The sequence below is a fragment of the Acetatifactor muris genome (genome assembly GCF_024623325.1).
Taxonomy (GTDB): Bacteria; Bacillota; Clostridia; order Lachnospirales; family Lachnospiraceae; genus Acetatifactor; species Acetatifactor muris.
The window spans coordinates 161,225-184,069 of the sequence record NZ_JANJZD010000009.1 but is presented as its reverse complement, the minus strand read 5'-3'; the positions used below and the strand labels follow the sequence as shown (position 1 = coordinate 184,069).

The 22,845-nt window shown below is 53.3% G+C and carries 28 protein-coding genes; all 28 read left to right on the top strand.

What is annotated here, in order from left to right:
• Positions 1–72: 72 nt before the first annotated feature.
• The 28 genes from NSB25_RS10725 to NSB25_RS10590 all read left to right on the top strand — a co-directional run bounded on the left by NSB25_RS10725 (position 73) and on the right by NSB25_RS10590 (position 22,845).
• Complete coding sequence (locus NSB25_RS10725) at positions 73–957, top strand: hypothetical protein (protein WP_103239356.1); 885 nt, start codon at positions 73–75, stop codon at positions 955–957.
• A gap of 192 nt (positions 958–1,149) precedes the next feature.
• Positions 1,150–2,040 (top strand): amidoligase family protein, encoded by an 891-nt coding sequence (locus NSB25_RS10720; protein ID WP_103239357.1) that lies wholly within the window; start codon positions 1,150–1,152, stop codon positions 2,038–2,040.
• 76 nt (positions 2,041–2,116) lie between these two features.
• Positions 2,117–2,779, top strand: a complete 663-nt coding sequence (locus NSB25_RS10715) for a gamma-glutamylcyclotransferase family protein (protein WP_103239358.1) — start codon at positions 2,117–2,119, stop codon at positions 2,777–2,779.
• Complete coding sequence (locus tag NSB25_RS10710; RefSeq protein WP_103239359.1) at positions 2,769–3,035, top strand: DUF4314 domain-containing protein; 267 nt, start codon at positions 2,769–2,771, stop codon at positions 3,033–3,035. The genes NSB25_RS10715 and NSB25_RS10710 overlap by 11 nt, the downstream gene beginning before the upstream one ends.
• On the top strand, positions 3,005–3,331 hold the full coding sequence (locus tag NSB25_RS10705; RefSeq protein WP_103239360.1) for a hypothetical protein: 327 nt from the start codon (positions 3,005–3,007) through the stop codon (positions 3,329–3,331). The genes NSB25_RS10710 and NSB25_RS10705 overlap by 31 nt, the downstream gene beginning before the upstream one ends.
• A 28-nt stretch (positions 3,332–3,359) precedes the next feature.
• A complete protein-coding gene (locus NSB25_RS10700) occupies positions 3,360–3,578 on the top strand; it encodes a hypothetical protein (protein WP_103239361.1) in 219 nt (72 codons plus the stop codon).
• A gap of 29 nt (positions 3,579–3,607) precedes the next feature.
• Positions 3,608–3,787 carry a DUF5049 domain-containing protein gene (locus NSB25_RS10695; RefSeq protein WP_103239362.1) on the top strand — a complete coding sequence of 60 codons (180 nt, stop codon included), beginning with the start codon at positions 3,608–3,610 and terminating at the stop codon, positions 3,785–3,787.
• 157 nt (positions 3,788–3,944) lie between these two features.
• The gene (locus NSB25_RS10690) at positions 3,945–4,181 is read left to right on the top strand and encodes a DUF7678 domain-containing protein (protein WP_016229200.1); all 237 of its coding nucleotides are present in this window, start codon (positions 3,945–3,947) and stop codon (positions 4,179–4,181) included.
• A 14-nt stretch (positions 4,182–4,195) separates the two neighbouring features.
• A complete protein-coding gene (locus tag NSB25_RS10685) occupies positions 4,196–4,381 on the top strand; it encodes a hypothetical protein (RefSeq protein WP_103239363.1) in 186 nt (61 codons plus the stop codon).
• A 20-nt stretch (positions 4,382–4,401) separates the two neighbouring features.
• The gene (locus tag NSB25_RS10680; RefSeq protein WP_016229198.1) at positions 4,402–4,596 is read left to right on the top strand and encodes a hypothetical protein; all 195 of its coding nucleotides are present in this window, start codon (positions 4,402–4,404) and stop codon (positions 4,594–4,596) included.
• A gap of 81 nt (positions 4,597–4,677) precedes the next feature.
• Positions 4,678–5,154, top strand: coding sequence for a phage terminase small subunit P27 family (locus tag NSB25_RS10675; protein WP_103239364.1), 477 nt, complete (start codon positions 4,678–4,680; stop codon positions 5,152–5,154).
• Positions 5,154–6,704, top strand: a complete 1,551-nt coding sequence (locus NSB25_RS10670) for a terminase large subunit (RefSeq protein WP_103239365.1) — start codon at positions 5,154–5,156, stop codon at positions 6,702–6,704. Before NSB25_RS10675 ends, NSB25_RS10670 begins: the two co-directional genes overlap by 1 nt.
• 19 nt (positions 6,705–6,723) lie before the next feature.
• Positions 6,724–7,983, top strand: coding sequence for a phage portal protein (locus NSB25_RS10665; protein WP_103239366.1), 1,260 nt, complete (start codon positions 6,724–6,726; stop codon positions 7,981–7,983).
• Positions 7,984–8,047: 64 nt separating this feature from the next.
• On the top strand, positions 8,048–8,761 hold the full coding sequence (locus NSB25_RS10660) for a head maturation protease, ClpP-related (RefSeq protein WP_103239367.1): 714 nt from the start codon (positions 8,048–8,050) through the stop codon (positions 8,759–8,761).
• 20 nt (positions 8,762–8,781) lie between these two features.
• Positions 8,782–9,996: a phage major capsid protein gene (locus tag NSB25_RS10655; RefSeq protein ID WP_103239368.1), complete on the top strand. Its 1,215-nt coding sequence runs from the start codon at positions 8,782–8,784 to the stop codon at positions 9,994–9,996.
• A gap of 17 nt (positions 9,997–10,013) precedes the next feature.
• Positions 10,014–10,292, top strand: a complete 279-nt coding sequence (locus tag NSB25_RS10650) for a head-tail connector protein (protein ID WP_103239369.1) — start codon at positions 10,014–10,016, stop codon at positions 10,290–10,292.
• Complete coding sequence (locus NSB25_RS10645) at positions 10,292–10,630, top strand: phage head closure protein (RefSeq protein WP_103239370.1); 339 nt, start codon at positions 10,292–10,294, stop codon at positions 10,628–10,630. The genes NSB25_RS10650 and NSB25_RS10645 overlap by 1 nt, the downstream gene beginning before the upstream one ends.
• 30 nt (positions 10,631–10,660) lie before the next feature.
• Complete coding sequence (locus NSB25_RS10640; RefSeq protein ID WP_103239371.1) at positions 10,661–11,044, top strand: HK97 gp10 family phage protein; 384 nt, start codon at positions 10,661–10,663, stop codon at positions 11,042–11,044.
• A complete protein-coding gene (locus NSB25_RS10635; RefSeq protein WP_016293603.1) occupies positions 11,041–11,358 on the top strand; it encodes a hypothetical protein in 318 nt (105 codons plus the stop codon). Before NSB25_RS10640 ends, NSB25_RS10635 begins: the two co-directional genes overlap by 4 nt.
• 1 nt (position 11,359) lies before the next feature.
• Positions 11,360–11,956, top strand: coding sequence for a major tail protein (locus tag NSB25_RS10630; RefSeq protein WP_103239372.1), 597 nt, complete (start codon positions 11,360–11,362; stop codon positions 11,954–11,956).
• A 16-nt stretch (positions 11,957–11,972) separates the two neighbouring features.
• On the top strand, positions 11,973–12,350 hold the full coding sequence (locus tag NSB25_RS10625; RefSeq protein WP_016229187.1) for a hypothetical protein: 378 nt from the start codon (positions 11,973–11,975) through the stop codon (positions 12,348–12,350).
• A gap of 272 nt (positions 12,351–12,622) precedes the next feature.
• Complete coding sequence (locus NSB25_RS10620; RefSeq protein WP_103239373.1) at positions 12,623–13,786, top strand: hypothetical protein; 1,164 nt, start codon at positions 12,623–12,625, stop codon at positions 13,784–13,786.
• A 117-nt stretch (positions 13,787–13,903) separates the two neighbouring features.
• Positions 13,904–16,987 carry a phage tail tape measure protein gene (locus NSB25_RS10615; protein WP_103239374.1) on the top strand — a complete coding sequence of 1,028 codons (3,084 nt, stop codon included), beginning with the start codon at positions 13,904–13,906 and terminating at the stop codon, positions 16,985–16,987.
• A complete protein-coding gene (locus NSB25_RS10610; RefSeq protein WP_103239375.1) occupies positions 16,984–17,820 on the top strand; it encodes a phage distal tail protein domain-containing protein in 837 nt (278 codons plus the stop codon). Before NSB25_RS10615 ends, NSB25_RS10610 begins: the two co-directional genes overlap by 4 nt.
• Entirely contained in the window at positions 17,807–18,886 is a 1,080-nt protein-coding gene (locus tag NSB25_RS10605) for a hypothetical protein (RefSeq protein ID WP_103239376.1), read from the top strand. Before NSB25_RS10610 ends, NSB25_RS10605 begins: the two co-directional genes overlap by 14 nt.
• On the top strand, positions 18,879–20,999 hold the full coding sequence (locus tag NSB25_RS10600) for a glycine-rich protein (protein WP_103239377.1): 2,121 nt from the start codon (positions 18,879–18,881) through the stop codon (positions 20,997–20,999). Before NSB25_RS10605 ends, NSB25_RS10600 begins: the two co-directional genes overlap by 8 nt.
• A gap of 58 nt (positions 21,000–21,057) precedes the next feature.
• Positions 21,058–21,462, top strand: a complete 405-nt coding sequence (locus tag NSB25_RS10595) for a phage holin family protein (protein ID WP_103239378.1) — start codon at positions 21,058–21,060, stop codon at positions 21,460–21,462.
• A 69-nt stretch (positions 21,463–21,531) separates the two neighbouring features.
• Entirely contained in the window at positions 21,532–22,845 is a 1,314-nt protein-coding gene (locus NSB25_RS10590; RefSeq protein WP_103239379.1) for an N-acetylmuramoyl-L-alanine amidase, read from the top strand.

The following is a 22,845-nucleotide window of genomic DNA, read 5'->3' as shown; positions in this document are numbered from 1 at the left end:
CCGTTCAGAGTGATTAATGTAGTACCGAAAGGGAAAACAAAGCCGGAGGGCTTAAAAACGGAGGAAAAAAGGATGAGGATTGAAACGAATGCAGCAAACAGGAAAGATGTGGTAAAGGCGGTCAGCGCCATTTTAGGGCAGCCTTCCCGGTACCTTGGGGTGCCGACCTGCAGCTACCAGATCGGGAACTGCACCATCGACAGGGGCGGCGCAGTGGAGACCGGGGATGAGAAAACAGCGGAGATGGTAAGGGCGGGGCTTCTGGAGCAGGGCCTTATCGACACACCGCAGACGGAGATTGAGGAAACAACGGTCAGCCTCCCGGTGGAGGGAATGACGGCGGAGGGGCTTAAGAACCTTATTTACCTCATCCACAGCAAGCAGTACCTTATCAACAGGGCATTTGCGGAGGAGGTCTTCCGGATTCCTGCGGAACTGGTGGAGGCGCTCGGCAGCGCGGAGATTCCCGATGCGGAAACTTTCCTGCAGACATTCCAGAGCCACGCGGAAGGATGCAGAGGCATCAGCTTCCCGGACGGGAAAGCGGCATTCACCCTCCCCGCCGTCAACGACCCCGACATGATACGGGCATTCACGCACCTTACAGCGGCGATGGCGCAGCAGGCAAAGGAGCAGAAACGCATCAGGCCGGATGAGACCATCGAGGAAAACGAGAAATACTACATGAGGATATGGCTCCTGCGCCTGGGCTTCGGCGGCGCGGAGGGGAAAGAGGTCAGGAACCTCCTGCTTAAGAACCTGAAAGGGCATTCCGCTTTCCGCACCGAGGAAAACAAACAGAGGTGGCAGGAAGCCCGCCGGAACGAGCGGGAGGCGGCAAGGCTGCAGGCGGCGGTGGAAGCCGCAGGGCAGCCGGAGGCGGAGCTTGCGGGGACGGAGGCGGACGCGGTCCTTATAGAGCAGGTGAACCAGAGTTTTGAAAAGGGAATGGAGTAAACCGCCGCCCGTATTTATACCATAGAAGATACCCGGAAAAGCACAGCAGAAAAGGCTGTAAAACACACAAATTTGCAGCCTTTTCCCCCGAAATCTTTGTGTACATTATGAGCAGAAATAAGTGGATAAATAGTGCGTTCAGAGTGATTAATAGACTACCAAAAGAAAAGCAAGCGCAAGGAGGAAACGCACATGAGGACACAGAGATTCGGGATCGAGATTGAAATGACAGGGATTACAAGGGAAAAGGCAGCAGAGGCCATCGCAGAATATTTCGGCACAGAGAGCTTTTACATCGGCACCTACTACAAGACCTACGGGGCAAAGGACAGGCAGGGCAGGACATGGAAAGCCACCTACGACTCCAGCATCATTGCACAGAAAAAGAGCGGCGGGCGCACGGTAGGCGCAAACGACACCTACAAATGCGAGATCGTCAGCCCCATCCTTACCTACGAAGACCTGCCGGATCTGCAGGAGATCGTAAGGCAGCTAAGACACAAAGGGGCTTTTGTAAACGGCCAGTGCGGCATCCACATCCATGTGGACGCCAGCCGCTACACGCCGCAGACCCTGCGGAACCTTGTGAACATCATAGCGAGCAAGGAGGACATCCTTTACAAAGCCCTCCGGATCGACCCCGCAAGGCTGCGGTGGTGCCAGAAGACCAACGAAAAGCTGATCGAGGCCATCAACCGCAGAAAGCCGCAGACGATGGAAGCCTTAAAGGACATCTGGTACGCAGGCTCCACAAGGGGCAGGGACGAGCATTACAACGATACAAGGTACCACGGGCTGAATTTACACTCGACCTTCACCAAAGGCACGGTTGAGTTCCGGCTTTTCAACAGCACCACCCACGCGGGCGAGATCAAGGCATACATACAGTTCAGCCTTGCGGTGAGCCACCAGGCGCTGACGCAGAAAAAAGCCTCCGCAAGAAAGACTGTGACCGACAACGAAAAATACGCATTCCGGTGCTGGATGCTCCGGCTTGGGCTTAGCGGGGACGAGTTCAAGACCTGCAGGCTCCACTTCCTGAAACACCTCGAAGGCAACTCCGCATGGCGGAACGCGGCTTGAAGGCCATAACGGGCGGGAAACCGCCCTTAAGGCAGTAGGAGGGCAGCCTCACTAAAAAGCGAAAGGATGATGGATTATGAAGAAACTGTACATTGCTTACGGCAGCAACATGGACGAGGGGCAGATGGCCTACAGGTGCCCCACAGCGCGGCTTTTGGGGCAGGCGGAGGTGGAAGGTTACCGCCTGCTGTTCAAAGGCTCGCTGACGGGGGCATACGCCACCATAGAGCCGCAGGAGGGCGGCAGGGTGCCGGCGCTGGTCTGGGAGATCGGGGAGGCGGACGAGGCAAGCCTTGACCGCTACGAGGGATTCCCTTCCTTTTACTACAAAAAGGACCTGACGGTGCGCCTTGACGGGCAGGAAGTGACGGCGATGGTTTACATCATGGACGAGCGGAGGCGGCTGGGCGAACCCGGCGGCGCTTACTACGGAGTGCTGGAACGCGCCTATGAGAAATTCGGGTTCCCGATGGAGACGCTGGAAACCGCCTGCAGGGAATGCAGGCCGGACAGGGCGCTTCCGGGCGGCTGGCGGACAGGCGACACCTGCTTCCTGCTGACCCATAAGAAAAAGGGGCTGACAAACCAGTACACCGTGCGGGGGTATGACGGCAGGTATTTTGAACTTTATGACAGGGCGCAGAATTTCTACCGCGTATCCATAGGCAGGATGTTCCGCAGCCGTGAGGCGGCGCTTGCCTCCCTGCGGGGGAACGGGGGTGTGCAGGATGAGGCTTGACATCAGGAAGGAGGAGCTGGAGGCCCTGCGGGCGGAATACCCGCGGGGCTGCCGGGTGGAGCTGGTAAGGATGGATGACCCCTACAGGGAGATGCCGCCCGGACTGAAAGGGGTGGTGACGGGGGTGGACGATTCCGGCTCCATCCATGTGGATTGGGAGAATGGCAGCACCCTGGCGGTGGTTTTCGGAGAGGATCATGTGATGAAAGCTGAGGAGGGAGCGGCATGGAATGGGCAGAAGCGGAGAGGCAGGTAAAGGCCATCATGGAAAAGCACGGGTACCGGACGATGGAGGGCGTGCCTGCGAAGATCGATTGGGAGGGCAGGGAACACCTGCTGGATCTAAGGTGCGTCCAGTGCGCCGGTCTCAGGGATGCCCTCAAAGGCGGGAAAAAGGTGGCGCTCCGGGTTGAGGCCGCCGTCCGTGGAAGGAAGGACAGGTGGATGACGGCGCGGCTGGTCGGTGCGCTTGCAGAGGAATGCCGCAGGGCAGAGGGGCTGATGCGCGAGGTGGCGGAACGGGAGATCACCTTTACCGACTATCTGGAATAAAGGGGAATTATGGGAGGAGATGACTGATATGGCGATGCAGCAAAAATCACCGGGAAATGCACACCAAAAGCGGAACTGCTGGCAGAGGGGCAATGGCTCCTACAGCATGAGGGGCGAGCTGCGCCGGGGCATTTCCCTGAACAAGAAGTATCTGAACCGGAAGGTGCGGTATGGCAGTAAGCAGGCACTAAAGCGCGGGGATTATAAGCGCATGTGCAAGACTTTACATATGGTGGAGTTCTCATAATCCGCCATAAATTTTCGGGAGGGAAAGGGATGCTGACGGAGAAGATAAAAGATCAGATATTTGCAGTCAGGGACAGCGGGGCGACCAACATGTGTGACACGGCTGCGGTGCAGCGGGCGGCATTTGAGAAGGATTTCTACGAACTGGTGCTTTTTATCGAGGAAAACAGGGAGTCCTATTGGGATTTCATCCTTACGGGCAAGGAATGACACAGCGGGGCGGCTTTCCGGGAAGGGATGCCGCCCACTGTAATGTACACAATTTCCTGCCATTATCTTTGTCACATTTATGCCTCTGAATTTAGTGGATAATACCTTCGTTCAGAGGTAACATGTGTCTAACAAAAGGAAAACGGAGGGAAAAAGGATGGTAAGAAAAGGGGTAATCGGGATACCGCAGGACGGAAGGATGACAGCCTGCAGCTATACGGTAAAGCATTATGAGGAAGGAAGCAGGTACGGGATTGACGGCGGGAGGATTTCCAAGCTGGCCATAAAGATAGACGGGAAGACCACCTGCTGCTACGACAGGGGATGGGACTGCGAGCCGGAGGATGACGCAACAAAAGCGGCGTTGGCGATCCTGATCATGGAATACAACTAGGAGGGAAAAACACGATGAAGGAAATTTACAACGGATATGATTTGCAGACAGAATGGGATGATGAGGCGCTTGGGTTTGGATTCAGCGTCCATGAAAAAAACGGCGCGGAGGTTTCCCGCAGCGTTGACCCATATTTTTATGAAGAGAACGCACTGACAGCGGCGAGGGCAGCGGCGGACGCGCTCCCGGAACAGGGATAAAGGCAGAGGAGGGAAAGAGGATGAAACTATACAGGGTGGATTACTACGAATGGAACTACACATTTTCAGATTTGTTACCGAGGCAGATGCTTTCGGTGGGGAAGGACGCGGAGGAAGCCATTGCAAACGTAAAGCCGAGGGCGGACAGCGACGCGAGGAATTTTTCCGCAAAAGAGATAAAAACAGTCATGGGCCATAAGATAATGGTCAGATAAAAGCACATACATAGCAGCAGAAAGGGTTCCTCCGGGAGCCCTTTTCTGCTGTGTGAATTTAAGGGGAAGGAGGCGGCAAAAGTGCAGAGCGGAAGGAAGCCAAAGCCCACGGCGGTAAAGGCACTGGAGGGCAACCCCGGCAAGCGGAGCCTTAACACGGGCGAGCCGAAGCCGGAGAAGAAAGCGCCCCGCTGTCCGGCATGGCTGGAGGGCGAGGCGAAAAAAGAATGGAAGCGGATGGCGGGGCAGATGGAAAAGCTGGGCATCCTCACGGAAATAGACATGGCGGCATTTGCCGGGTACTGCCAGGCATACGCCAGATGGAAAGAGGCGGAGGAATTCATCACCCAGCACGGCACCATCGTAAAGACGCCCTCCGGCTACTGGCAGCAGGTCCCGCAGGTGTCCATCGCACAGACCTACCTTAAGATCATGAACCGTTTCTGCGAGCAGTTCGGCCTTACCCCTTCCTCCCGGAGCCGCATCATGGCGGAGGGCGGCGAGGACAAGGAAAGCGATGCAATGGAGCTTTTGCTCTTTAAGGGAGGCGGGGGATAGTGTTTGATGAGGGAAAGGCGAAACGGACGGTAGATTTCATCAACTGCCTGAAACATACCAAAGGGAAATGGCGGGGGCAGCCCTTTGAACTGCTCCCGTGGCAGGAGACGGTCATCCGGGACGTGTTCGGCACGGTGAAGGAGAACGGTTACAGGCAGTACAACACTGCCTATGTGGAAATCCCAAAGAAAAACGGGAAATCGGAGCTGGCGGCGGGCGTGGCTCTGTACATGACCTGCGGTGATAATGAGTGGGGCGCAGAGGTTTACGGCTGTGCCTCTGACCGCCAGCAGGCATCCATCGTCTTTGACGTGGCGGTGGATATGGTGGAGCAGTGTCCGGCATTAAAGAAACGCATCAAGCCCGTTATGTCAGTAAAGCGGCTGGTGTATAAGCCAACGAACAGTTTTTATCAAGTGCTTTCCGCGGAAGCCTACACCAAGCATGGGCTGAACGTCCACGCAGTCATTTTTGACGAGCTGCACAGCCAGCCGAACCGGGAACTGTTCGATGTCATGACCAAAGGCTCCGGCGATGCCAGGACGCAGCCGTTATTCTTTTTAATAACTACAGCCGGAACAGACCGCCATTCCGTCTGTTTCGAGCAGCACCAGAAGGCGGAGGACATCCTGCAGGGCAGGAAGATAGACCCCACCTTCTATCCCGTTATCTACGGCGCATCCGATGATGCGGACTGGTCATCAGAGGATGTGTGGAGGAAAGCGAACCCCTCGCTGGGGCATACCATTGACATCGAGAAAGTGCGGAATGCGTATCTGAGCGCGAGGGACAATCCGGCGGAGGAAAACATCTTCCGGCAGCTCCGTCTGAACCAGTGGGTGAAGCAGTCCACAAGGTGGATGCAGATGGAGAAATGGGATGCCTGCGCCTTTCCCGTGGACGAGCGGGAGGTGCTGGGGCGGGAGTGTTACGGCGGGCTTGACCTGTCAAGTTCCATTGACATCACCGCTTTTGTTTTGGTATTTCCTCCGAGAAATGATACGGAAAAATATATTTTACTTCCGTACTTCTGGATACCGGAAGAAAATATGCGCCTGCGGGTGCGGCGGGACCATGTGCCTTATGACGTGTGGGAGAAACAGGGATTTTTGCAGACCACGGAGGGCAATGTGATCCACTATGGATTTATTGAGAATTTCATTGATAACCTCGGAAAGAAATTTCACATTAAAGAAATAGCTTTCGACAGGTGGGGAGCGGTGCAGATGGTGCAGAACCTTGAGGGGCTTGGATTTACAGTCGTTCCCTTCGGGCAGGGCTTTAAGGATATGTCGCCGCCCACCAAGCGGCTGATGGAGCTGGTGCTGGAGAAGAACATCGCCCACGGCGGGCATCCCGTCCTGCGGTGGATGATGGATAACATCTTCGTCCGCACAGACCCGGCGGGGAACATCAAGCCGGACAAGGAGAAGTCAACGGAGAAGATAGACGGCGCTGTAGCCACGATTATGGGGCTTGACCGTGCGATACGGAACGGTGGCATCAGCACGGGAAGTGTGTACGATGAAAGAGGGATTCTGACGATTTGACAGATACAGGGAGGTGCCTATGAAACTACCATCCATTTTTGGAACAAGGGGCGCAAGGGATAAGCCAAAGGACAGCTACGGCGGTCAGGCTTATTCCTTTTTCTTTGGGAGAAGCACCAGCGGGAAAAATGTGAATGAGCGTACCGCCATGCAGACCACGGCGGTCTATTCCTGTGTGCGGATACTGGCGGAGGCGGTGGCATCGCTCCCCATCCATGTGTACCGCTATACGGATACCGGGAAGGAGCGGGTGTATGACCACCCATTATATTATCTTCTCCATGACGAGCCGAACCCGGAGATGACTTCCTTCGTGTTCCGGGAGACGCTGATGAGCCATTTATTGATATGGGGTAATGCCTACGCACAGGTCATCCGTGACGGGAACGGCAGAGTATTATCTTTGTACCCATTGCTCCCGGACAAGATGGAGGTTGACCGGGATGAGCATGGGCGGCTTTTCTACACTTACACCCGGAACACGGACGAGAACCCCAACTTTTCCGAATACGGGCGCGTGAGGTTGAAGCCGGAGGATGTGCTGCATATCCCCGGCCTTGGCTTTGACGGGCTGGTGGGGTATTCGCCCATCGCTATGGCAAAGAACGCGGTGGGCATGACGCTGGCGTGCGAGGAATACGGCGCGTCCTTTTTCGAGAACGGGGCGACACCGGGCGGGGTGCTGGAGCATCCGGGGGTACTGAAAGACCCGGCGAAGATAAGGGAGAGCTGGCATTCCGTTTACGGCGGCTCTAAGAATGCCGGGAAGGTCGCCGTTTTGGAGGAGGGCATGAAGTACCAGCAGATCGGGATTCCCCCGGAGGAAGCACAGTTTTTAGAGACGCGGAAGTTCCAGATAGACGAGATTGCAAGGCTGTACCGCATCCCGCCCCACATGGTGGGCGACCTTGACAAGAGCAGCTTTTCCAATATTGAGCAGCAGTCTTTGGAATTCGTGAAATATACTTTAGACCCGTGGGTGATCCGGTGGGAGCAGTCCATACAGAGGGCATTATTTCTCCCGCAGGAGAAAAAAGAATATTTTGTGAAAATGAACGTGGACGGCCTGCTCCGTGGTGATTATGAAAGCAGGATGAAAGGTTATTCCATCGGCATCCAGAACGGGTTCATGTGCCCCAATGATATACGGCGGCTGGAAAGCATGGATTTGATACCCGTGGAAGAGGGTGGGGAATTTTTTCTCACCAACGGGAACCTATGCCGATTAAAGGACGCAGGACTTTTCGGGAGAATTCCGGGGGAGTCACAGAAGGAATAAAGATATAGAAACAGGCGGGTATGTTCTGCCTGTTTTTTCTATGCAGAAAGCGAGGTTAGCAGGAATGAAAAGGAAGTTCTGGAACTGGATCAAAAATGACGCGGGAGGGGAGGAAGAGCGCACCCTCGTGCTGAACGGTGAGATTTCGGATGAGACGTGGTACGGGGATGAAGTGACGCCCGCCCTGTTCGCAAAGGAGCTGAATGCCGGGAGCGGTAACATCACCGTGTGGATCAATTCACCTGGCGGCGATGTGTACGCCGCGGCACAGATTTACAACATGCTCATGGAGTACAAAGGCGATGTGACCGTGAAGGTGGACGCACTGGCGGCATCCGCAGCCTCCGTCATCGCTATGGCGGGTACCACGGTGCTGATGTCCCCGCTCAGTTTAATGATGATCCACAATCCGATTACAGTAGCAATCGGGGATTCCAAAGAAATGCAGAAAGCGGGGGAGATGTTAAATGAAGTGAAGGAAAGCATCATGAACGCTTATGAGATCAAGACCGGGATGGACCGTAAGAAGATATCCCACCTCATGGATGCGGAAAGCTGGTTTAACGCGAAGAAGGCCGTGGAGCTTGGCTTTGCGGACGGCATCCTGCACGGGAAGGAAGATACAGAAGAAGGGGATGGGGAGGAAGAACTGGAAGGGCTGATGTTCTCCCGGACAGCGGTGACCAATTCCCTGCTTACAAAACTGATTCCGAAAAAGCCGGAGGCAAAGGTACCCATAGAGCAGTTAGAAAAGAGATTGAACCTATTAACACATTAAATTTTATGGAGGGAAATGTTATGAGCAGGATTTTAGAACTGAGGGAGAAACGGGCAAAGGCATGGGAGGCGGCAAAGAAGTTCCTCGACAGCAAGCGCGGCGAGGACGGGCTGCTTTCCGCAGAGGACACCGCCGCCTATGAGAAGATGGAGAAAGAGGTAGTCGATCTTGGGAAGGAGATCGAGCGCCTGGAGCGGCAGGCCGCCATTGACGCGGAGCTGAATAAGCCCACCTCCGAGCCCATCACCAACAAGCCCAATAACCATCCCGATGGGGAGGAAAAAACGGGCAGGGCGACTGACAATTACAGGAGGACGTTCTGGAACGCCATGCGCCGGAAGAATTTCTTCGATGTGGAGAACGCCCTGCAGGTGGGCACGGATTCCGAGGGCGGCTACCTTGTGCCGGACGAATTCGAGCATACGCTGGTGGAGGCGCTGGAGGAAGAGAACTGTTTCCGGGGACTTGCCACAGTGATCCAGACCTCCAGCGGCGACAGGAAGATTCCCGTGGTGGCATCCAAAGGCGAGGCGTCATGGATTGACGAGGAAGGGGCGTACCCGGAATCGGATGATTCCTTCGGTCAGGTCTCCATCGGCGCTTTCAAGGTGGCGACCATGATCAAGGTATCGGATGAGTTACTGAATGACAATGTATTCAACTTAGAGGCTTACATCTCCAAGGAGTTCGGGCGCAGGATCGGCACCAAGGAGGAGGAAGCCTTTTTCATTGGGGACGGCAAGGGCAAGCCGACTGGTATTTTAAATGCCACGGGCGGCGCTTCCGATGGCGTGACCACCGCCACGGCGAATATCACCTTTGATGACGTAATGGATTTATTCTATTCCCTGAAAGCGCCTTACCGCAAAAAGGCTGTGTGGCTGCTGAATGACACCACGGTGAAGGCCCTGCGGAAACTGAAAGATAACAACGGGAATTATATCTGGCAGCCTTCCGTGCAGGCGGGCGTGCCGGACATGATTTTAAACCGCCCTTACCACACTTCCTCCTATGTGCCGGAAGTGGCGGCGGGCAGCAAGGTGATGGCATTTGGAGACTTTTCCTATTACTGGATTGCTGACAGGCAGGGGCGCTCCTTCAAGCGTCTGAATGAACTGTTTGCGGCAACCGGGCAGGTGGGATTCCTCGCTTCACAGCGTGTGGACGGCAAGCTGATCCTTGCCGAAGCGGTAAAGACCATGAAAGTGAAATCTTCTGCATCATCGGGATCATAAGAAGGGAGGCGGCATGGATGGCAGTCCTGACATTGGAGGAGACGAAACAGTATCTCCGTGTTGACAGCAGTGATGAAGATTCCTTTATTTTGGGATTGATCGAGACCGGGGAAAATCTGTGTGCAGATGTGGCACGGATGGAGATAGCAGAACTGGAAGCGCATCTTCCGATGGCGCGGATTGCCGTCCTCTATGCCGCCGCCTATCTGTATGAACACCGGGAGCAGGCAGACCACGGGGAATTAGTTCAGACGCTGCGCGCCTTTTTATTCGGCATACGGAAAGAGGTGTTCTGATGGCGCTTGGGGAATGGAAGGATAAGATCATTATTCAGAAGAGCGTGGCGGGCAATGACAGAGCCGGGAACCATGTGCTGGCATGGCAGGATTATTACACCTGCCACGCCTATGTGAACAACCTTTCCGGGAAGGAGTATTGGGAGGCGGCGCAGCTTAATGCGGAGAAAGAAGTGTTTTTCCTTATCCGTTATTGCAGCGAAGCCGCCGCCATTGACACGGAGCATTTCCGTATTCTGTTCCGGGGGCAGGTGTATAACATCACATTTATCGACAACGTGAAATATCAGAATAAAACCATAAAGTTGCGGGCGGTTTTGGAAAAAAGGGGAGGCTGAATAAATTCTCCCTTTGGAAAAGAGGTAAAAATGTCTGAAAAGAAAGTATCCATCGGGCAGATGGCGGAGGCGGTCATGGACGGCCTCATTGAATATGCCGGGCTTGCCACGGACGTGATGAAGGACTGTGTGACTAAAGCCGGGAACACGGTGAAATCGGAAGTGAAAGCAAACGCCCCGGTTCGGACAGGGCAGTACAAAAAGGGATGGGCTGTGAAAAAGCAGAAAGAGACCGCCAATGCACTAGAACTGGTGGTGCATAACAAAAAGCGTTACCAGCTCACCCATTTATTGGAGAAAGGCCATGCCAAGCGTGGCGGCGGGCGTGTCCGGGCATTCCCCCACATCGCCCCTGCGGAACAGGCGGGCATCCGGGAACTGGAGGAAGGCATCAGAAGGGGGCTGGAAGGATGAAGCACGATGATGTATTGAAGATGATGGAGGAAATGGGGCTGCCCTTTGCCTATGACCACTTTGTCGAGGGCGAATCCCCGGAGCCGCCTTTCCTGGTATTTTTATATCCCAAAGCTGCTAATTTCGCAGCGGACGGGATCACGTATTTCAAAATCAACCAGCTAGACATTGAACTGTACACCGATCTGAAAAATCCCGATCTGGAGGAAACCATAGAGGCTGTTCTGTTAAAGTACGGTATTTTCTATGGCAAGAGCGAGACGTGGATTGAATCGGAAAAATTGTACGAAGTCTTGTATGAAACGGAGGTCTGAAATGAAGAACAACAATAAAGTGAAATTCAATATCTGCAACTGCCACTATGCTTTGCAGAAAACACAGGAGAATGGGGAGATCGGATTCGAGAACCCGGTGGCAATGCCCGGCGCGGTTTCCATCGCCCTGGACCCCAACGGGGAGCCGGAATCGTTCTATGCGGACGGCATCGAGTATTACATCATAGCCAACAACATGGGCTATGATGGGGATCTGGAACTTGCCCTCATTCCTGAAAGTTTCCGCACGGACGTGCTGAAAGAGGAAGCGGACAGTAATGAGGTATTGGTGGAGAACGCCCATTCCGAGACTGCGGCCTTTGCGCTGCTCTTTGAGTTTGACGGCGACATCCGCAAAATCCGCCATGTGCTGTATAACTGTTCCGCAAGCCGCCCCAAGATCGAGGGCAAGACCAATGAGGAGAGCCGGGAGGTGCAGACGGAGACGCTGACCATCAAGGCAAGGCCGCTGGCAAGCGGCTATGTGAAAGCCAAGACAGGAAATAAGACATCTGCGGAGACTTATGCCAACTGGTATAAGAGCGTATATCTGCCGGAACCCAAAGCGGTGGATGCGGAGACAGAAGGACAGGGATGAAGGAGGCTGAAAGGATATGAGCATTGTCAGGAAGATAGAGATAGACGGGCAGGATGTGTTGTTCAAGGCATCGGCGGCAATTCCGCGTATTTACAGACTGAAATTTCAGAGAGACATTTATAAGGATTTGCGGATTCTGGAAAAGAGCATCGGTGAGGGGGATGAGGAAAACTCCAACCTCGATCTATTTTCATTGGAGATGTTCGAGAATATCGCCTACACGATGGCGAAGCACGCAGACCCGCAGATACCAAATGAAGTGGATGAGTGGCTGGACGGATTCAACACCTTTTCAATATACCAGGTTCTGCCGCAGCTTATAGAACTGTGGGGACTGAACGTGCAGACGGATGTGGAGGCTAAAAAAAACTTCGCCCAACTGAGCGGGAAATGACCACGCCGCTGTTCCTTCTGCGGTGTGTGCAGCTAGGGCTTTCGATGGCAGACTTGGAACTGCTTTCAATAGGATTAATCAATGATATGTATTGTGAAAGTATGAATGATACCTATTCCTACGCTGTACTTGGCGATCAGGCCGCGATGGATGCCTTTTAAGTTCCACATTTTTTTAGCGGAACACAGCACTTTATTGAATAATCAGCCGCTTTATTATATACTGGAAAGCGGTTGATTGTTCAATATTTTTAAGAGGGAAGGTATGGTGCTGTGGATTATTCGGACAGGGTGTTATTTGAATTGGAACGCTTGGAAAACATTTGTGACAGATATAAAACAGAACTGCGGTTTTTAAGTAAAAGGATTAGGCGGGATATATGGAAAGACGGGAATGATTATGTATTGGCAAGGATATTAAAATCTTTAAATGACTCATTGGAAGAAACGTATCCAGACAAAGCGGATTGTACGGTAGATACTGTACTGGATTATACACATACGTTGGGGAAATATAATATTTTTATTAACCCCAAGCTGGATGCGGGATATTATGAGAAATTGATAGATGATATTCTGCTTGAAAATGCAAAGGTAATCATAGATGAGAAATGGAAAAATATAAATGCATCCAGCGATGGTTCTAGAACATTTTTAGAGACATTTGGTGAGGTGTTTACACAGTCCATTGAATTGCGGAAAGAAGAATTTTTTCGCCCATTACAAAAATCAGATATATTATGCAGAGTGGTTGACGGGTGGGGGCATGATACAGACAGGTTTATTCCGTGGCCGAACAAAGCGCAGAACCGATGGAACCCACCGGGGAGAACATATCTCTATTTATCATTTGCAGAAAGTTTGCAGGAATATAATGCGGAGCTTTCCATTAGTGAGTATGTGTGTTTAGAAGAGTTCCGCGCCAAGAAAGGTGAAAAGTATTCTTTCTGCCTGTTTGAAAAGGCGAAAGAGGGAAACATCTTAGACTTGTCTTATAATGATATTGATTTAGGTGCATTCAGGAGAAAACTGGATAATTATAAGCATGGTCTGGAGAAGGTGATTTTTTCAGAAATCATATCTGACCCTAAGAAGGTCGAGAGGTATAGGAAGAATGGGAGGGAACTAAAACAGGCAATAAAGCAGAAATCAGAAAGCATGGTAGATCATCAGATTATAGCAGATGCCGTTACAAAGCAATACCTTAAAATGGTATGTAACTGTATATATAAAAAAGTAGATGAAAAAGATGATGATAAGAAGGAGGAGGCATATAGGTCATTTCACATTTTATCGGAATATCTGGAAAGCAGGGGAGTGACTGGAATTATTTACCCATGTACCCGGACAGATAAGGTTGTTGGAAAAAATGTGGTTTTGTTCAATATTCATGATGCGATTCCGATTGAAGGGAGTATTCGGGAAATAATTTATTAGCAGACAGAAAACATAAGTTCAATACATAGCATCGGTTAGAAATAATCGGTGCTTTCTTTATGCTCGGAGAAATCCGGGCTTCTTTTATGCCTGATTTGGGGAAGGAAGGTGAGGGGAGTGGCATCAAGGATACAGGGCATTACGGTAGAAATCGGCGGCGATACCACGAAACTCACCACCGCCTTAAAATCAGTCAATACTGACATCCGCACCACACAGTCTCAGCTTCGGGATGTGAACAACCTCCTGAAACTGGACCCCGGCAATACGGAGCTGCTGGCACAGAAGCACCGGCTCCTTGCGGATGCGGTGCGGGAGACGAAGGAAAAACTGGAAACCCTGAAAGCCGCTGCGGAGCAGGCAAATGAGGCACTGGCAAAGGGAGAGATCACCCAGGAGCAGTACGATGGTTTGCAGCGTGAGATCATTGAGACCGAGGAAAGATTAAAGAGCCTCGAAGAGCAGGCGAACCAGTCGGCGGTGGCGGTGCAGAAGATTGCCGCCGTGGGTGAGGATTTAAAGAACTTAGGGGATAAGATTTCCGGTGTAGGGACTACCCTGACCAAAAGCGTGACCACGCCCATTGTGGGGCTTGGCACGGTGGCGGTCAAGACGGCGGCGGACTTCGATACCGCCATGAGCCAGGTCGGGGCGGTTTCCGGGGCTACGGGGAAAGACCTTGATGCCCTGCGGGATAAGGCAAGGGAGATGGGGAGCAAGACCAAGTTCTCCGCATCGGAAGCGGCGGAGGCCATGAACTACATGGCGATGGCGGGCTGGAAAACTTCGGATATGCTTTCCGGCATCGAGGGCATCATGAACCTTGCCGCCGCCTCCGGGGAAGATTTGGCAACTACCTCTGATATCGTGACGGATGCGCTTACCGCTTTCGGTCTGACCGCAGCGGATTCCGGGCATTTTGCGGATATCCTTGCGGCGGCATCCAGTAATGCCAATACCAACGTCTCCATGATGGGCGAGACCTTCAAATACTGTGCGCCCATTGCCGGGGCTTTGGGATTCTCTGCGGAAGATACCGCAGAGGCGATTGGGCTGATGGGCAATGCGGGCATCAAGTCCACACAGGCCGGTACCGCCCTCCGCACCATCATGAGCAACCTTTCCGGGGAAGTGAAAATCTGCGGTTCGAGCATCGGGGAAGTGACCATTGCCACCACCAATGCGGACGGGAGCATGAGGGATTTGAGCGCCATCCTCGCAGACTGCCGGACGGCTTTCGGCGGATTGTCAGAGTCCGAAAAGGCAGCGGCGGCAGAGGCTTTGGTAGGTAAAAACGCCATGTCTGGATTCCTCGCATTGATGAACGCTGCCCCTGCGGACATTGAGAAGGTGAGCAGCGCCATAGCAAACTGTGACGGGAAGTCGGCGGAGATGGCGGCGACCATGCAGGATAACCTCGCCGGGCAGCTTACCATCCTGAAAAGCCAGTTGGAGGAACTTGCCATTTCTTTCGGTGAAATCCTCATGCCCGCCATCCGCCAGATCGTCACATGGGTGCAGGGATTCGTGGATAAGCTGAATGGCATGGATGAGGGCACCAAGAATACCATTGTCACTATCGGATTACTCGCTGCGGCAATCGGCCCCGTGCTTATCATCATCGGAAAAGTTGTGTCGGCAGTGGGCAGCATCATGACCTTCATCCCGACACTGATCGGCGGCATTTCCAGTATCGGCGGAGGTCTTAGTGCGCTGTGGGGCATCCTTGCGGCGAACCCGGTCACCTTAGTGATTGCCGCCATAGCTGCATTGATTGCTATCTTCGTGGCTCTCTGGAATAACTGCGAGGGCTTCCGGGAGTTCTGGATCAACTTATGGAATGTAATCAAAGAAGCGGCTGTTGCGGTATGGAATGGATTGAAGGATTTCTTCTCCAACATCTGGAACGCCATCACCGGGGCGGCACAGTCCATCTGGAACGGGCTAAAGGACTTTTTCAGCGGATTATGGGAAGGGATAAAAAGTATCTTCCAGACTGTCCTTGACGTGATAAAGACGCTGATCGTGGCGCGGTTCGAGTTCTATAAGATGATTATCACAACCGTGCTGAATGTGATACAGACAGTTGTATCCACGGTATGGAATGCGATTAAAACAGTGATTGAAACCGTCACAAACGCCATCGGCTCTTTCCTGTCCTCCGCTTGGGAAGCGATAAGGAATACCGTCACCACGGTAATGGAGGCGATTCGCAGTGTAATCACATCTGTATGGGAAGCGATAAAGTCAGCGGTGACGGCGGTGCTTTCCGCCATTAAGGATGTGGTGGTCTCTGCGTGGGAGGCGATCAAGAACGCCATTTCCACGGCAATGGAGGCGATACGTTCTGCGGTCATTGCCGCATGGGAAGCCATCAAGAGTGCGGTGTCCTCTGCGATTGAAGCGATAAAAAATGTGGCTGTGGCGGCTTGGGAGGCCATCAAGTCAGCGGTCATCTCCATTATGGAGGCAATTAAATCTGCCATCACCGCCGCATGGGAAGCCATCAAATCCGCAGTAAGCTCCGTGGTCAATGCGATAAAAGAGGTCATCACCAGTGTGTGGAATGCCATCAAGTCCACGGTCACAGTCATTGTGGGAGGACTGAAAGACGCGGTGGTAAATGTGTTTAACAGCCTGCTCTCAGGAATCAAGAATGCCATGAGCGGAATCGCCGGGGCGGTGAAGAGTGGATTCGATGCGGCGATTAACTTCATCAAGGGCCTGCCCTCACAGGCATTGCAGTGGGGCAAGGATATCATCGGCGGCTTAATAGATGGCATCAAATCCAAGATCAGCGGCCTTGTGGACAGCGTGAAGGACATCGCGGGAACCATTGCGTCCTTCCTGCATTTCTCCGAGCCGGACGAGGGGCCGCTTTCCAACTTCCACACCTTTATGCCGGATATGATTGACCTGCTGGGCAAAGGCATCCGTGGGAATTTAGGGAAGCTGACCGGTCCCATGAAGGAACTGGCAGGGATGCTCATTCCAGAGGCGGGGGCAATGGAAAGCATCACATCCTCCGGGAATGGCGGGAACGGGAATGCTTCACTGGCGGCAAGGCTGGATGCCATGTATGAAGTGGTTACAAAGTATCTGCCCAGGCTGGCAGACGCACAGGTGGTATTGGATTCCGGGGTGCTGGTCGGGGAACTGTCAGACGGGCTGAACCGGGAGCTGGGAAAGGCGTATTCATGATCAGGAAATTCAGGCTTATAAACGGGGAAGGGGTGTCATGGGATTTGAACGCCCGGACGTCCTTTTTCCATTCCATTGGCGGCTTCGGCTATAAGGACGGGACACAGTATGAACAGATCGGCACGGACTTCATCCCTCTGGAGGAATTATTCTCACAGGGTGTGATGACCGGGCGGATATTTTTCGGAGGCAGGAATGCCTATGTGAATTACCGTGCATTTTCAAGATTCGTCCGGGCGGTGCCGCTGACCCTCGTGTATGAGATGGAGGAGGCGTTCCGTGTTCCGGTGCGGATGACGGAGATTGCTAAGAGTGAGTTAATCACTGGCGGGGCGGGGCTGGATTGTGAAGTTGCATTTACGGCAACCGGGCTGTTTTATAAGAATGTTTCCGGCTACAGCGGCACAATCGCCATTGGCGGGAAGATTTATCCATACGAATACACCTATGCCTATGCGGACGTGACGCAGAACACGCTGATGATCGACAGCGACAGCCACGGGGACAGCCCGTGTAAAGTGACGGTATATGGCCCCTGCACGAATCCCGTATGGAAGCACTATGTGAATAATGTTTTGTATGAAACGGGAAGGTACGAGGGGAATATCCCGGATGGGCATAAGCTGGTCATCGACACCACGCAGATTCCCTACAGCATTACGGAGCGGGGCGTCAGTGACGAGGTGGTGGCGGACAGGTACCAGATGTGCGATTTCACCACGGAGCGGTTCTTCCATTTGCAGTACGGCAGCAACCGCATTTCCGTGGTGCATGAGGGGCTGAATATTCTGAATGTTATGGTTGAGGGGAGGATCAGCTATGAGACCGTATAACGTGGAGATATTCACGCAGGACTTTGAGATGGTAGGGAACACCAATGTAAATGAGATCACCTATAAAGAGGACTATTTATCTTCCGATGGGAACACGGTTACGGTGCTTGCTCTGCCCGGTGTGAAAAAGCAGGACTACATCCGCATCAGCCGGGGCAGTGAGGAATATGCCGGAATCGTGACAGAGATCGGGTATGGCACGGATAAATCCAAAAAGCTACAGACCATTTCCTATAAGCCCCTTATGGAACTGCTCAATACGGATGTGCTGTTTGATGTGGATTTGCAGGGGCAGGGGAGCATGGAGCAGTTTATCTGTGACAGGATAAAAGAAATGTTTATCATCAATGAAGATGAAATGCAGAATATCAAAGGTCTTTCCGTCAGCGCAGTTACCGCCACAAAGGACTGGAGTCTGCACATCACGCCCTCCGATAAGGGCGGACATTACAATATCGTGAACCTCATTGATTCCGTCATCATCCCGGCAATGGAGAAGTACAGCATCCTTGTAAAGACAAAGCTGGATATCCAGAACCGGGAAGTGCAGATTTCGGTGGGGAGGGCGGCGGCAGGAATCATCACCATAGAGAGCGATTTGCCGAACATTATCAAAAAGAGCGTCACCATCAAGCAGGTCAGCGCGGATGTGAATAAGCTGATTATTTATGATGCGGAAAACTATGCCAACACCCGGATTTATTATCTGCATCCCGATCTTGGCTACGATACGAAGGACCGTGACCGCATTGTTCCGGTGGTCTGTGAGATGCAGGCTGTTTCCCATGAGGAGGGGAGCAGCTTTGAGAGCGCGGCCATCAGCGCCGCCCATAACAAGTTCGCAAATTTATCCTATTCAAATTTAATCGAACTTACCATGATGAACGGTGACGCTTTGGTGAAGCCGGAAGAACTGGAATTCGGGCAGGTGGCGGACATCATATCGGATGGGGAGAGTTACCGCAGCATCCTCACGGGCAGGGAGCGTGGCAAAAATACAAAGCTGGTGTTCGGCACGGTGCGGCTGGATTTGACTAAGATTTTAAGGAGGCAGGAGAATGGCTGACAACATCACACTGAAAACCTATAAGGGCGGCAATGTCACACCGCAGGATGACGCCATCATCTACGAGACGGCGATCCCCGGCAGCGGCATCTTCAAAGGGTGCGAAGTGACCTATGCGAGAGGAAATGTGCTGCATATCTCGCAGGGCTTTGGCATGATACGGGGGCGGTTCTTTGAGGTGTATGAAACGGAGATTGACGTGCGCCTTGCGGACGTGGGGGAGACGCTGGACGGAAGGGTGTATATCCATCTTGATTTATCCAATGCGGATGAACCCATCAAGATACTGGCGCAGGCGGCAGCGGAGCTTCCGCCGCTGGATGCGGATGTAAATATCAATTACAACAATTCTTCCTACGATCTGGAACTTGCCATCTTCACCGTATCTTCCGCAGGATTGGACGGGCTGACAAAAGTGTTCCCCACGCTGAAAGCCGGGAGCGGAGGCGGCGGGGGAGGAGGGGAAACCCTCACCCGTGCCACTTCCTATGCCGTAGGGGATGCGGTGACCGCAGTGGGCGCTCCGGGGTGGGCGACACTGGTCTGCACACAGGCAGGAACCACGGCCGCCTCCGAGCCTTCCGGGTATTCGAGGATCACCAAAGTGGGGGACAGGGTTTTGGATGGAACCGCGGTATTCACGGCAAGGAACATCATCGGGGAGCTGGACGGCGTTATTTCTTCCAATGCATCCCTCGGAGAGTCTGTGCAGACTCTGGATGAAAGAGTGACGGAGATGATGAGCAGCACTGGCCTTGTGATGAAACTGGTGAGCCTTGACGAGTACCGGGCAATGGAAAGTTACAGTGCCACCACCATTTATCTCTGTTATGAGGATGAAGCCACAAAAAGGGTGACGCGGATTTTCGTGGGAGAGGACAGGGTATATGCGGCGGGTGTCAAAGTGACATATCAGATCGACACGGGGTATGCATTGGAAAGGACTGTGCCGGACAGGGAGGACGCCATTGCCGCCGCCCCGGATGCCGCGCTGGAGGGATACACCTTTGTGGGATGGCGGCAGGATGACCAGGCGGAAAAGAAAGTGCTTTCCGAGTTTATCATCAGTTCGGAGGAACCCGTTACGCTCTATGCAGTGTTCAGAAAGCAGATGACCGTAGGGCTGATGCCGAACGGCGGCACCCTTGCAGAAACCGGGGCGGCGGAGTCCTTTACGGCTTATTGCTATTACAATAACGGAAATGCACAGAGTGAACCCACCACGATCCCGGCAAGCCCCTACACGAGAAATGGTATGTCCTTCTGCGGATGGAGCATTGACTCCCTTTCCACGCCATCTTACAAACCGGGGGAGAAAGGGGTATTCCCTGCGGAGGCTGCGCTCTATGCCATGTGGGTGACCACGGAGTATGACTTCCCCTACACAGGGAATTATGTGCAGTTTGTTATCCCCCAGGACGGCATCTATGAGTTTGAAGTGTGGGGCGCATCCGGGGGCAGCGCAAAAGTGGACTCCCTTGTGGCGGAAGGCGGTCTTGGCGGTCATTCCAAAGGCTATAAGAAGATGAAAAAGGACGAGGTGGTCTATGTATATAATGGCGGCGCTGCAAATGGGACATCTCCGGGGACAAACGGCGGCGCTTATGGATACAGCTATACGAATGGCAGGCAATATGGGGCAGGTGGAGGCGGCGCTACCCATGTGGCAACAAAATACGGTTCGTTAGGGTACAGCAATGGGGTGAATTACTCCAACAGGGAATGCGTCCTGATCGTGGCCGGAGGAGGCGGAGGAGGCGCAATAGACAATGGCACAATCCACAAAGGCGGAGACGGCGGAGGGGAGCGGGGCGGGGATGGTTCCGGCGGTGCCCTGGGAGGGCGGCAGATATCCACGGGGAGCAGCCCTTCCACAAACTTTGGTTCAGCGCCGTCTTATGGCTCATCCAGCAGCACCTGCTATTCCGGCGGCGGAGGCGGATGGTTCGGCGGCAACTATGGCATGCGCGGCGAGTCAGGCGCAGGAGGCTCCGGCTATGTGGACGGTGTCGCGCCATTCACCCACAACGGGAAATATTATCCCGCAGAGACTGAGGCTGGGGTGAACGAAGGGCACGGGAAGGCATTCATTCGGTATGTGGAATGCGCGTAACAGTAACTGCACCCTATGAGGTGCTTTTTTTGATGTCAGATTTGAAGGAGGAACTGGAATGAAGAATTTTATCGAGGCGGCGCAGTATGCGTTCGCGGCGCTCGGCGGTGCGCTGGGCGCGGTCATGGGAGGTTTTGACGGCTTCCTTTATGCACTGGTGGTATTCGTGGTGGTGGACTACATCACCGGGCTGATGGCGGCAGCGGTGGAGAAGAAGCTCTCCAGCGAAGTGGGATTCAAAGGCATTTTTAAGAAGGTGGTCATTTTCAGCCTTGTGGCGGTGGGGCATATCGTAGATATGCACATCATTGGGGAAGGGAGCGTCCTGCGGACGGCGGTCATCTTCTTTTACCTCTCCAATGAGGGCATTTCCATCTTAGAGAATGCCGCGGGGACGGGGCTGCCCATTCCGGGGAAGTTAAAGGCCGTGCTGGAGCAGCTACGGGAGGAAAAAGAGAATTAATGGATTTTTAATCTGAGGCATCGGTGTAAAAACTGATGCCTTTTTCGTGCAGAAAGAGAGGGAAATGGGATGAATTTAAAACAGAATTACCTTACGGAGTCCGGCTGTTATAAAGCGGGAAAGCGCATCACCGTGAAAGGTCTTATGATCCATTCGGTGGGATGCCCGCAGCCAAAGGCGGATGTGTTCATGAAGAACTGGAACAGGGCAGAGGCATCCGCCTGCGTCCATGCCATCGTAGAGCCGGACGGGGATGTGTACCAGATTTTGCCTTGGAATCATAGGGGCTGGCACTGCGGAGGCGGAGCGAACAATACCCATATCGGCGTGGAGATGACGGAGCCTGCCACCATCCGATATACGGGCGGCTCAAACTGGACGGAGACAGGGGATGGGGAGAACACGAAGAACCATGTGCTTGCCACCTATAAATATGCGGTGGAATTGTTTGCATATCTGTGCAGCCAGTATAACTTAGACCCGCTTGCAGATGGTGTGGTGATTTCCCATTCGGAAGGATGCAGGAGAGGCATTGCCAGCAACCACGGAGACGTGGAGCATCTGTGGTCTAAGTTTGGTCTGACTATGGAACAGTTTAGAAAAGACATCAAAACGGCGATGAAGGGCGGCTCGGCGGCGGATTCCCTTACCGCCATTATGGGAAAAGCGAAAGCCACGGCGGATCAGATGAAATCCTATCTGAAAAAGAAAAATCCGTCCGTGCCGCAGTCCGTTCTGGATATGGTTCCGCTGTACCTTTCAGAAGGGGAAGCGGAGGGCGTGAGGGGCGATATCGCTTTTGCACAGTCCTGCCTCGAAACGGGGAACTTCACTTTCTCCGGCTCTGCGGTCACTCTTCCGCAGAACAATTTCTGTGGCCTTGGGGTGACACAGAGGGGCAAAACAGGACTGTCCTTTGAAACGGCGCAGCTTGGCATCCGGGCGCAGATTCAGCACCTCAAAGCCTATGCCTCCACGGATAAACTGCGGAAGGCAAGAATTGATCCACGGTTCCGCTATGTCACAAGGGGCTGTGCGCCATATGCGGAATGGCTCGGCCAGAAGAAGAATCCGCAGGGAAAAGGCTGGGCGGCAGGGGAGAAATATGGGGAGAAAATCCTCTCCATCCTGAAAGCCATTGTCAGCGAAGGAAAAGTGCAGTTCATGGAGAGCCTTACCCTTTCCGCACCCTACATGGTGCGCGTATCTATTCCCGATTTGAATATCCGCCGTGGCCCCGGAACGGATTTTCCCAAGACGGGCAAATTTACTGGTGTCGGCGTTTTCACCGTGGTCGAGGAAAAGGACGGTTGGGGGCTGCTCAAAGCCTATGCGGAAAAGAGGAACGGGTGGATTTCGCTTGCATTCACCACCCGAATGTAA

Coding starts and splice junctions, on each gene's coding strand:
- NSB25_RS10655 (WP_103239368.1), top strand. CDS start 8,782: ATGAGCAGGATTTTAGAACTGAGGGAGAAACGGGCAAAGGCATGGGAG.
- NSB25_RS10695 (WP_103239362.1), top strand. CDS start 3,608: ATGCTGACGGAGAAGATAAAAGATCAGATATTTGCAGTCAGGGACAGC.
- NSB25_RS10705 (WP_103239360.1), top strand. CDS start 3,005: ATGGAATGGGCAGAAGCGGAGAGGCAGGTAAAGGCCATCATGGAAAAG.
- NSB25_RS10590 (WP_103239379.1), top strand. CDS start 21,532: ATGAATTTAAAACAGAATTACCTTACGGAGTCCGGCTGTTATAAAGCG.
- NSB25_RS10720 (WP_103239357.1), top strand. CDS start 1,150: ATGAGGACACAGAGATTCGGGATCGAGATTGAAATGACAGGGATTACA.
- NSB25_RS10665 (WP_103239366.1), top strand. CDS start 6,724: ATGAAACTACCATCCATTTTTGGAACAAGGGGCGCAAGGGATAAGCCA.
- NSB25_RS10685 (WP_103239363.1), top strand. CDS start 4,196: ATGAAGGAAATTTACAACGGATATGATTTGCAGACAGAATGGGATGAT.
- NSB25_RS10630 (WP_103239372.1), top strand. CDS start 11,360: ATGAAGAACAACAATAAAGTGAAATTCAATATCTGCAACTGCCACTAT.
- NSB25_RS10725 (WP_103239356.1), top strand. CDS start 73: ATGAGGATTGAAACGAATGCAGCAAACAGGAAAGATGTGGTAAAGGCG.
- NSB25_RS10715 (WP_103239358.1), top strand. CDS start 2,117: ATGAAGAAACTGTACATTGCTTACGGCAGCAACATGGACGAGGGGCAG.
- NSB25_RS10660 (WP_103239367.1), top strand. CDS start 8,048: ATGAAAAGGAAGTTCTGGAACTGGATCAAAAATGACGCGGGAGGGGAG.
- NSB25_RS10640 (WP_103239371.1), top strand. CDS start 10,661: ATGTCTGAAAAGAAAGTATCCATCGGGCAGATGGCGGAGGCGGTCATG.
- NSB25_RS10680 (WP_016229198.1), top strand. CDS start 4,402: ATGAAACTATACAGGGTGGATTACTACGAATGGAACTACACATTTTCA.
- NSB25_RS10635 (WP_016293603.1), top strand. CDS start 11,041: ATGAAGCACGATGATGTATTGAAGATGATGGAGGAAATGGGGCTGCCC.
- NSB25_RS10605 (WP_103239376.1), top strand. CDS start 17,807: ATGAGACCGTATAACGTGGAGATATTCACGCAGGACTTTGAGATGGTA.
- NSB25_RS10650 (WP_103239369.1), top strand. CDS start 10,014: ATGGCAGTCCTGACATTGGAGGAGACGAAACAGTATCTCCGTGTTGAC.
- NSB25_RS10610 (WP_103239375.1), top strand. CDS start 16,984: ATGATCAGGAAATTCAGGCTTATAAACGGGGAAGGGGTGTCATGGGAT.
- NSB25_RS10710 (WP_103239359.1), top strand. CDS start 2,769: ATGAGGCTTGACATCAGGAAGGAGGAGCTGGAGGCCCTGCGGGCGGAA.
- NSB25_RS10700 (WP_103239361.1), top strand. CDS start 3,360: ATGGCGATGCAGCAAAAATCACCGGGAAATGCACACCAAAAGCGGAAC.
- NSB25_RS10595 (WP_103239378.1), top strand. CDS start 21,058: ATGAAGAATTTTATCGAGGCGGCGCAGTATGCGTTCGCGGCGCTCGGC.
- NSB25_RS10645 (WP_103239370.1), top strand. CDS start 10,292: ATGGCGCTTGGGGAATGGAAGGATAAGATCATTATTCAGAAGAGCGTG.
- NSB25_RS10690 (WP_016229200.1), top strand. CDS start 3,945: ATGGTAAGAAAAGGGGTAATCGGGATACCGCAGGACGGAAGGATGACA.
- NSB25_RS10625 (WP_016229187.1), top strand. CDS start 11,973: ATGAGCATTGTCAGGAAGATAGAGATAGACGGGCAGGATGTGTTGTTC.
- NSB25_RS10600 (WP_103239377.1), top strand. CDS start 18,879: ATGGCTGACAACATCACACTGAAAACCTATAAGGGCGGCAATGTCACA.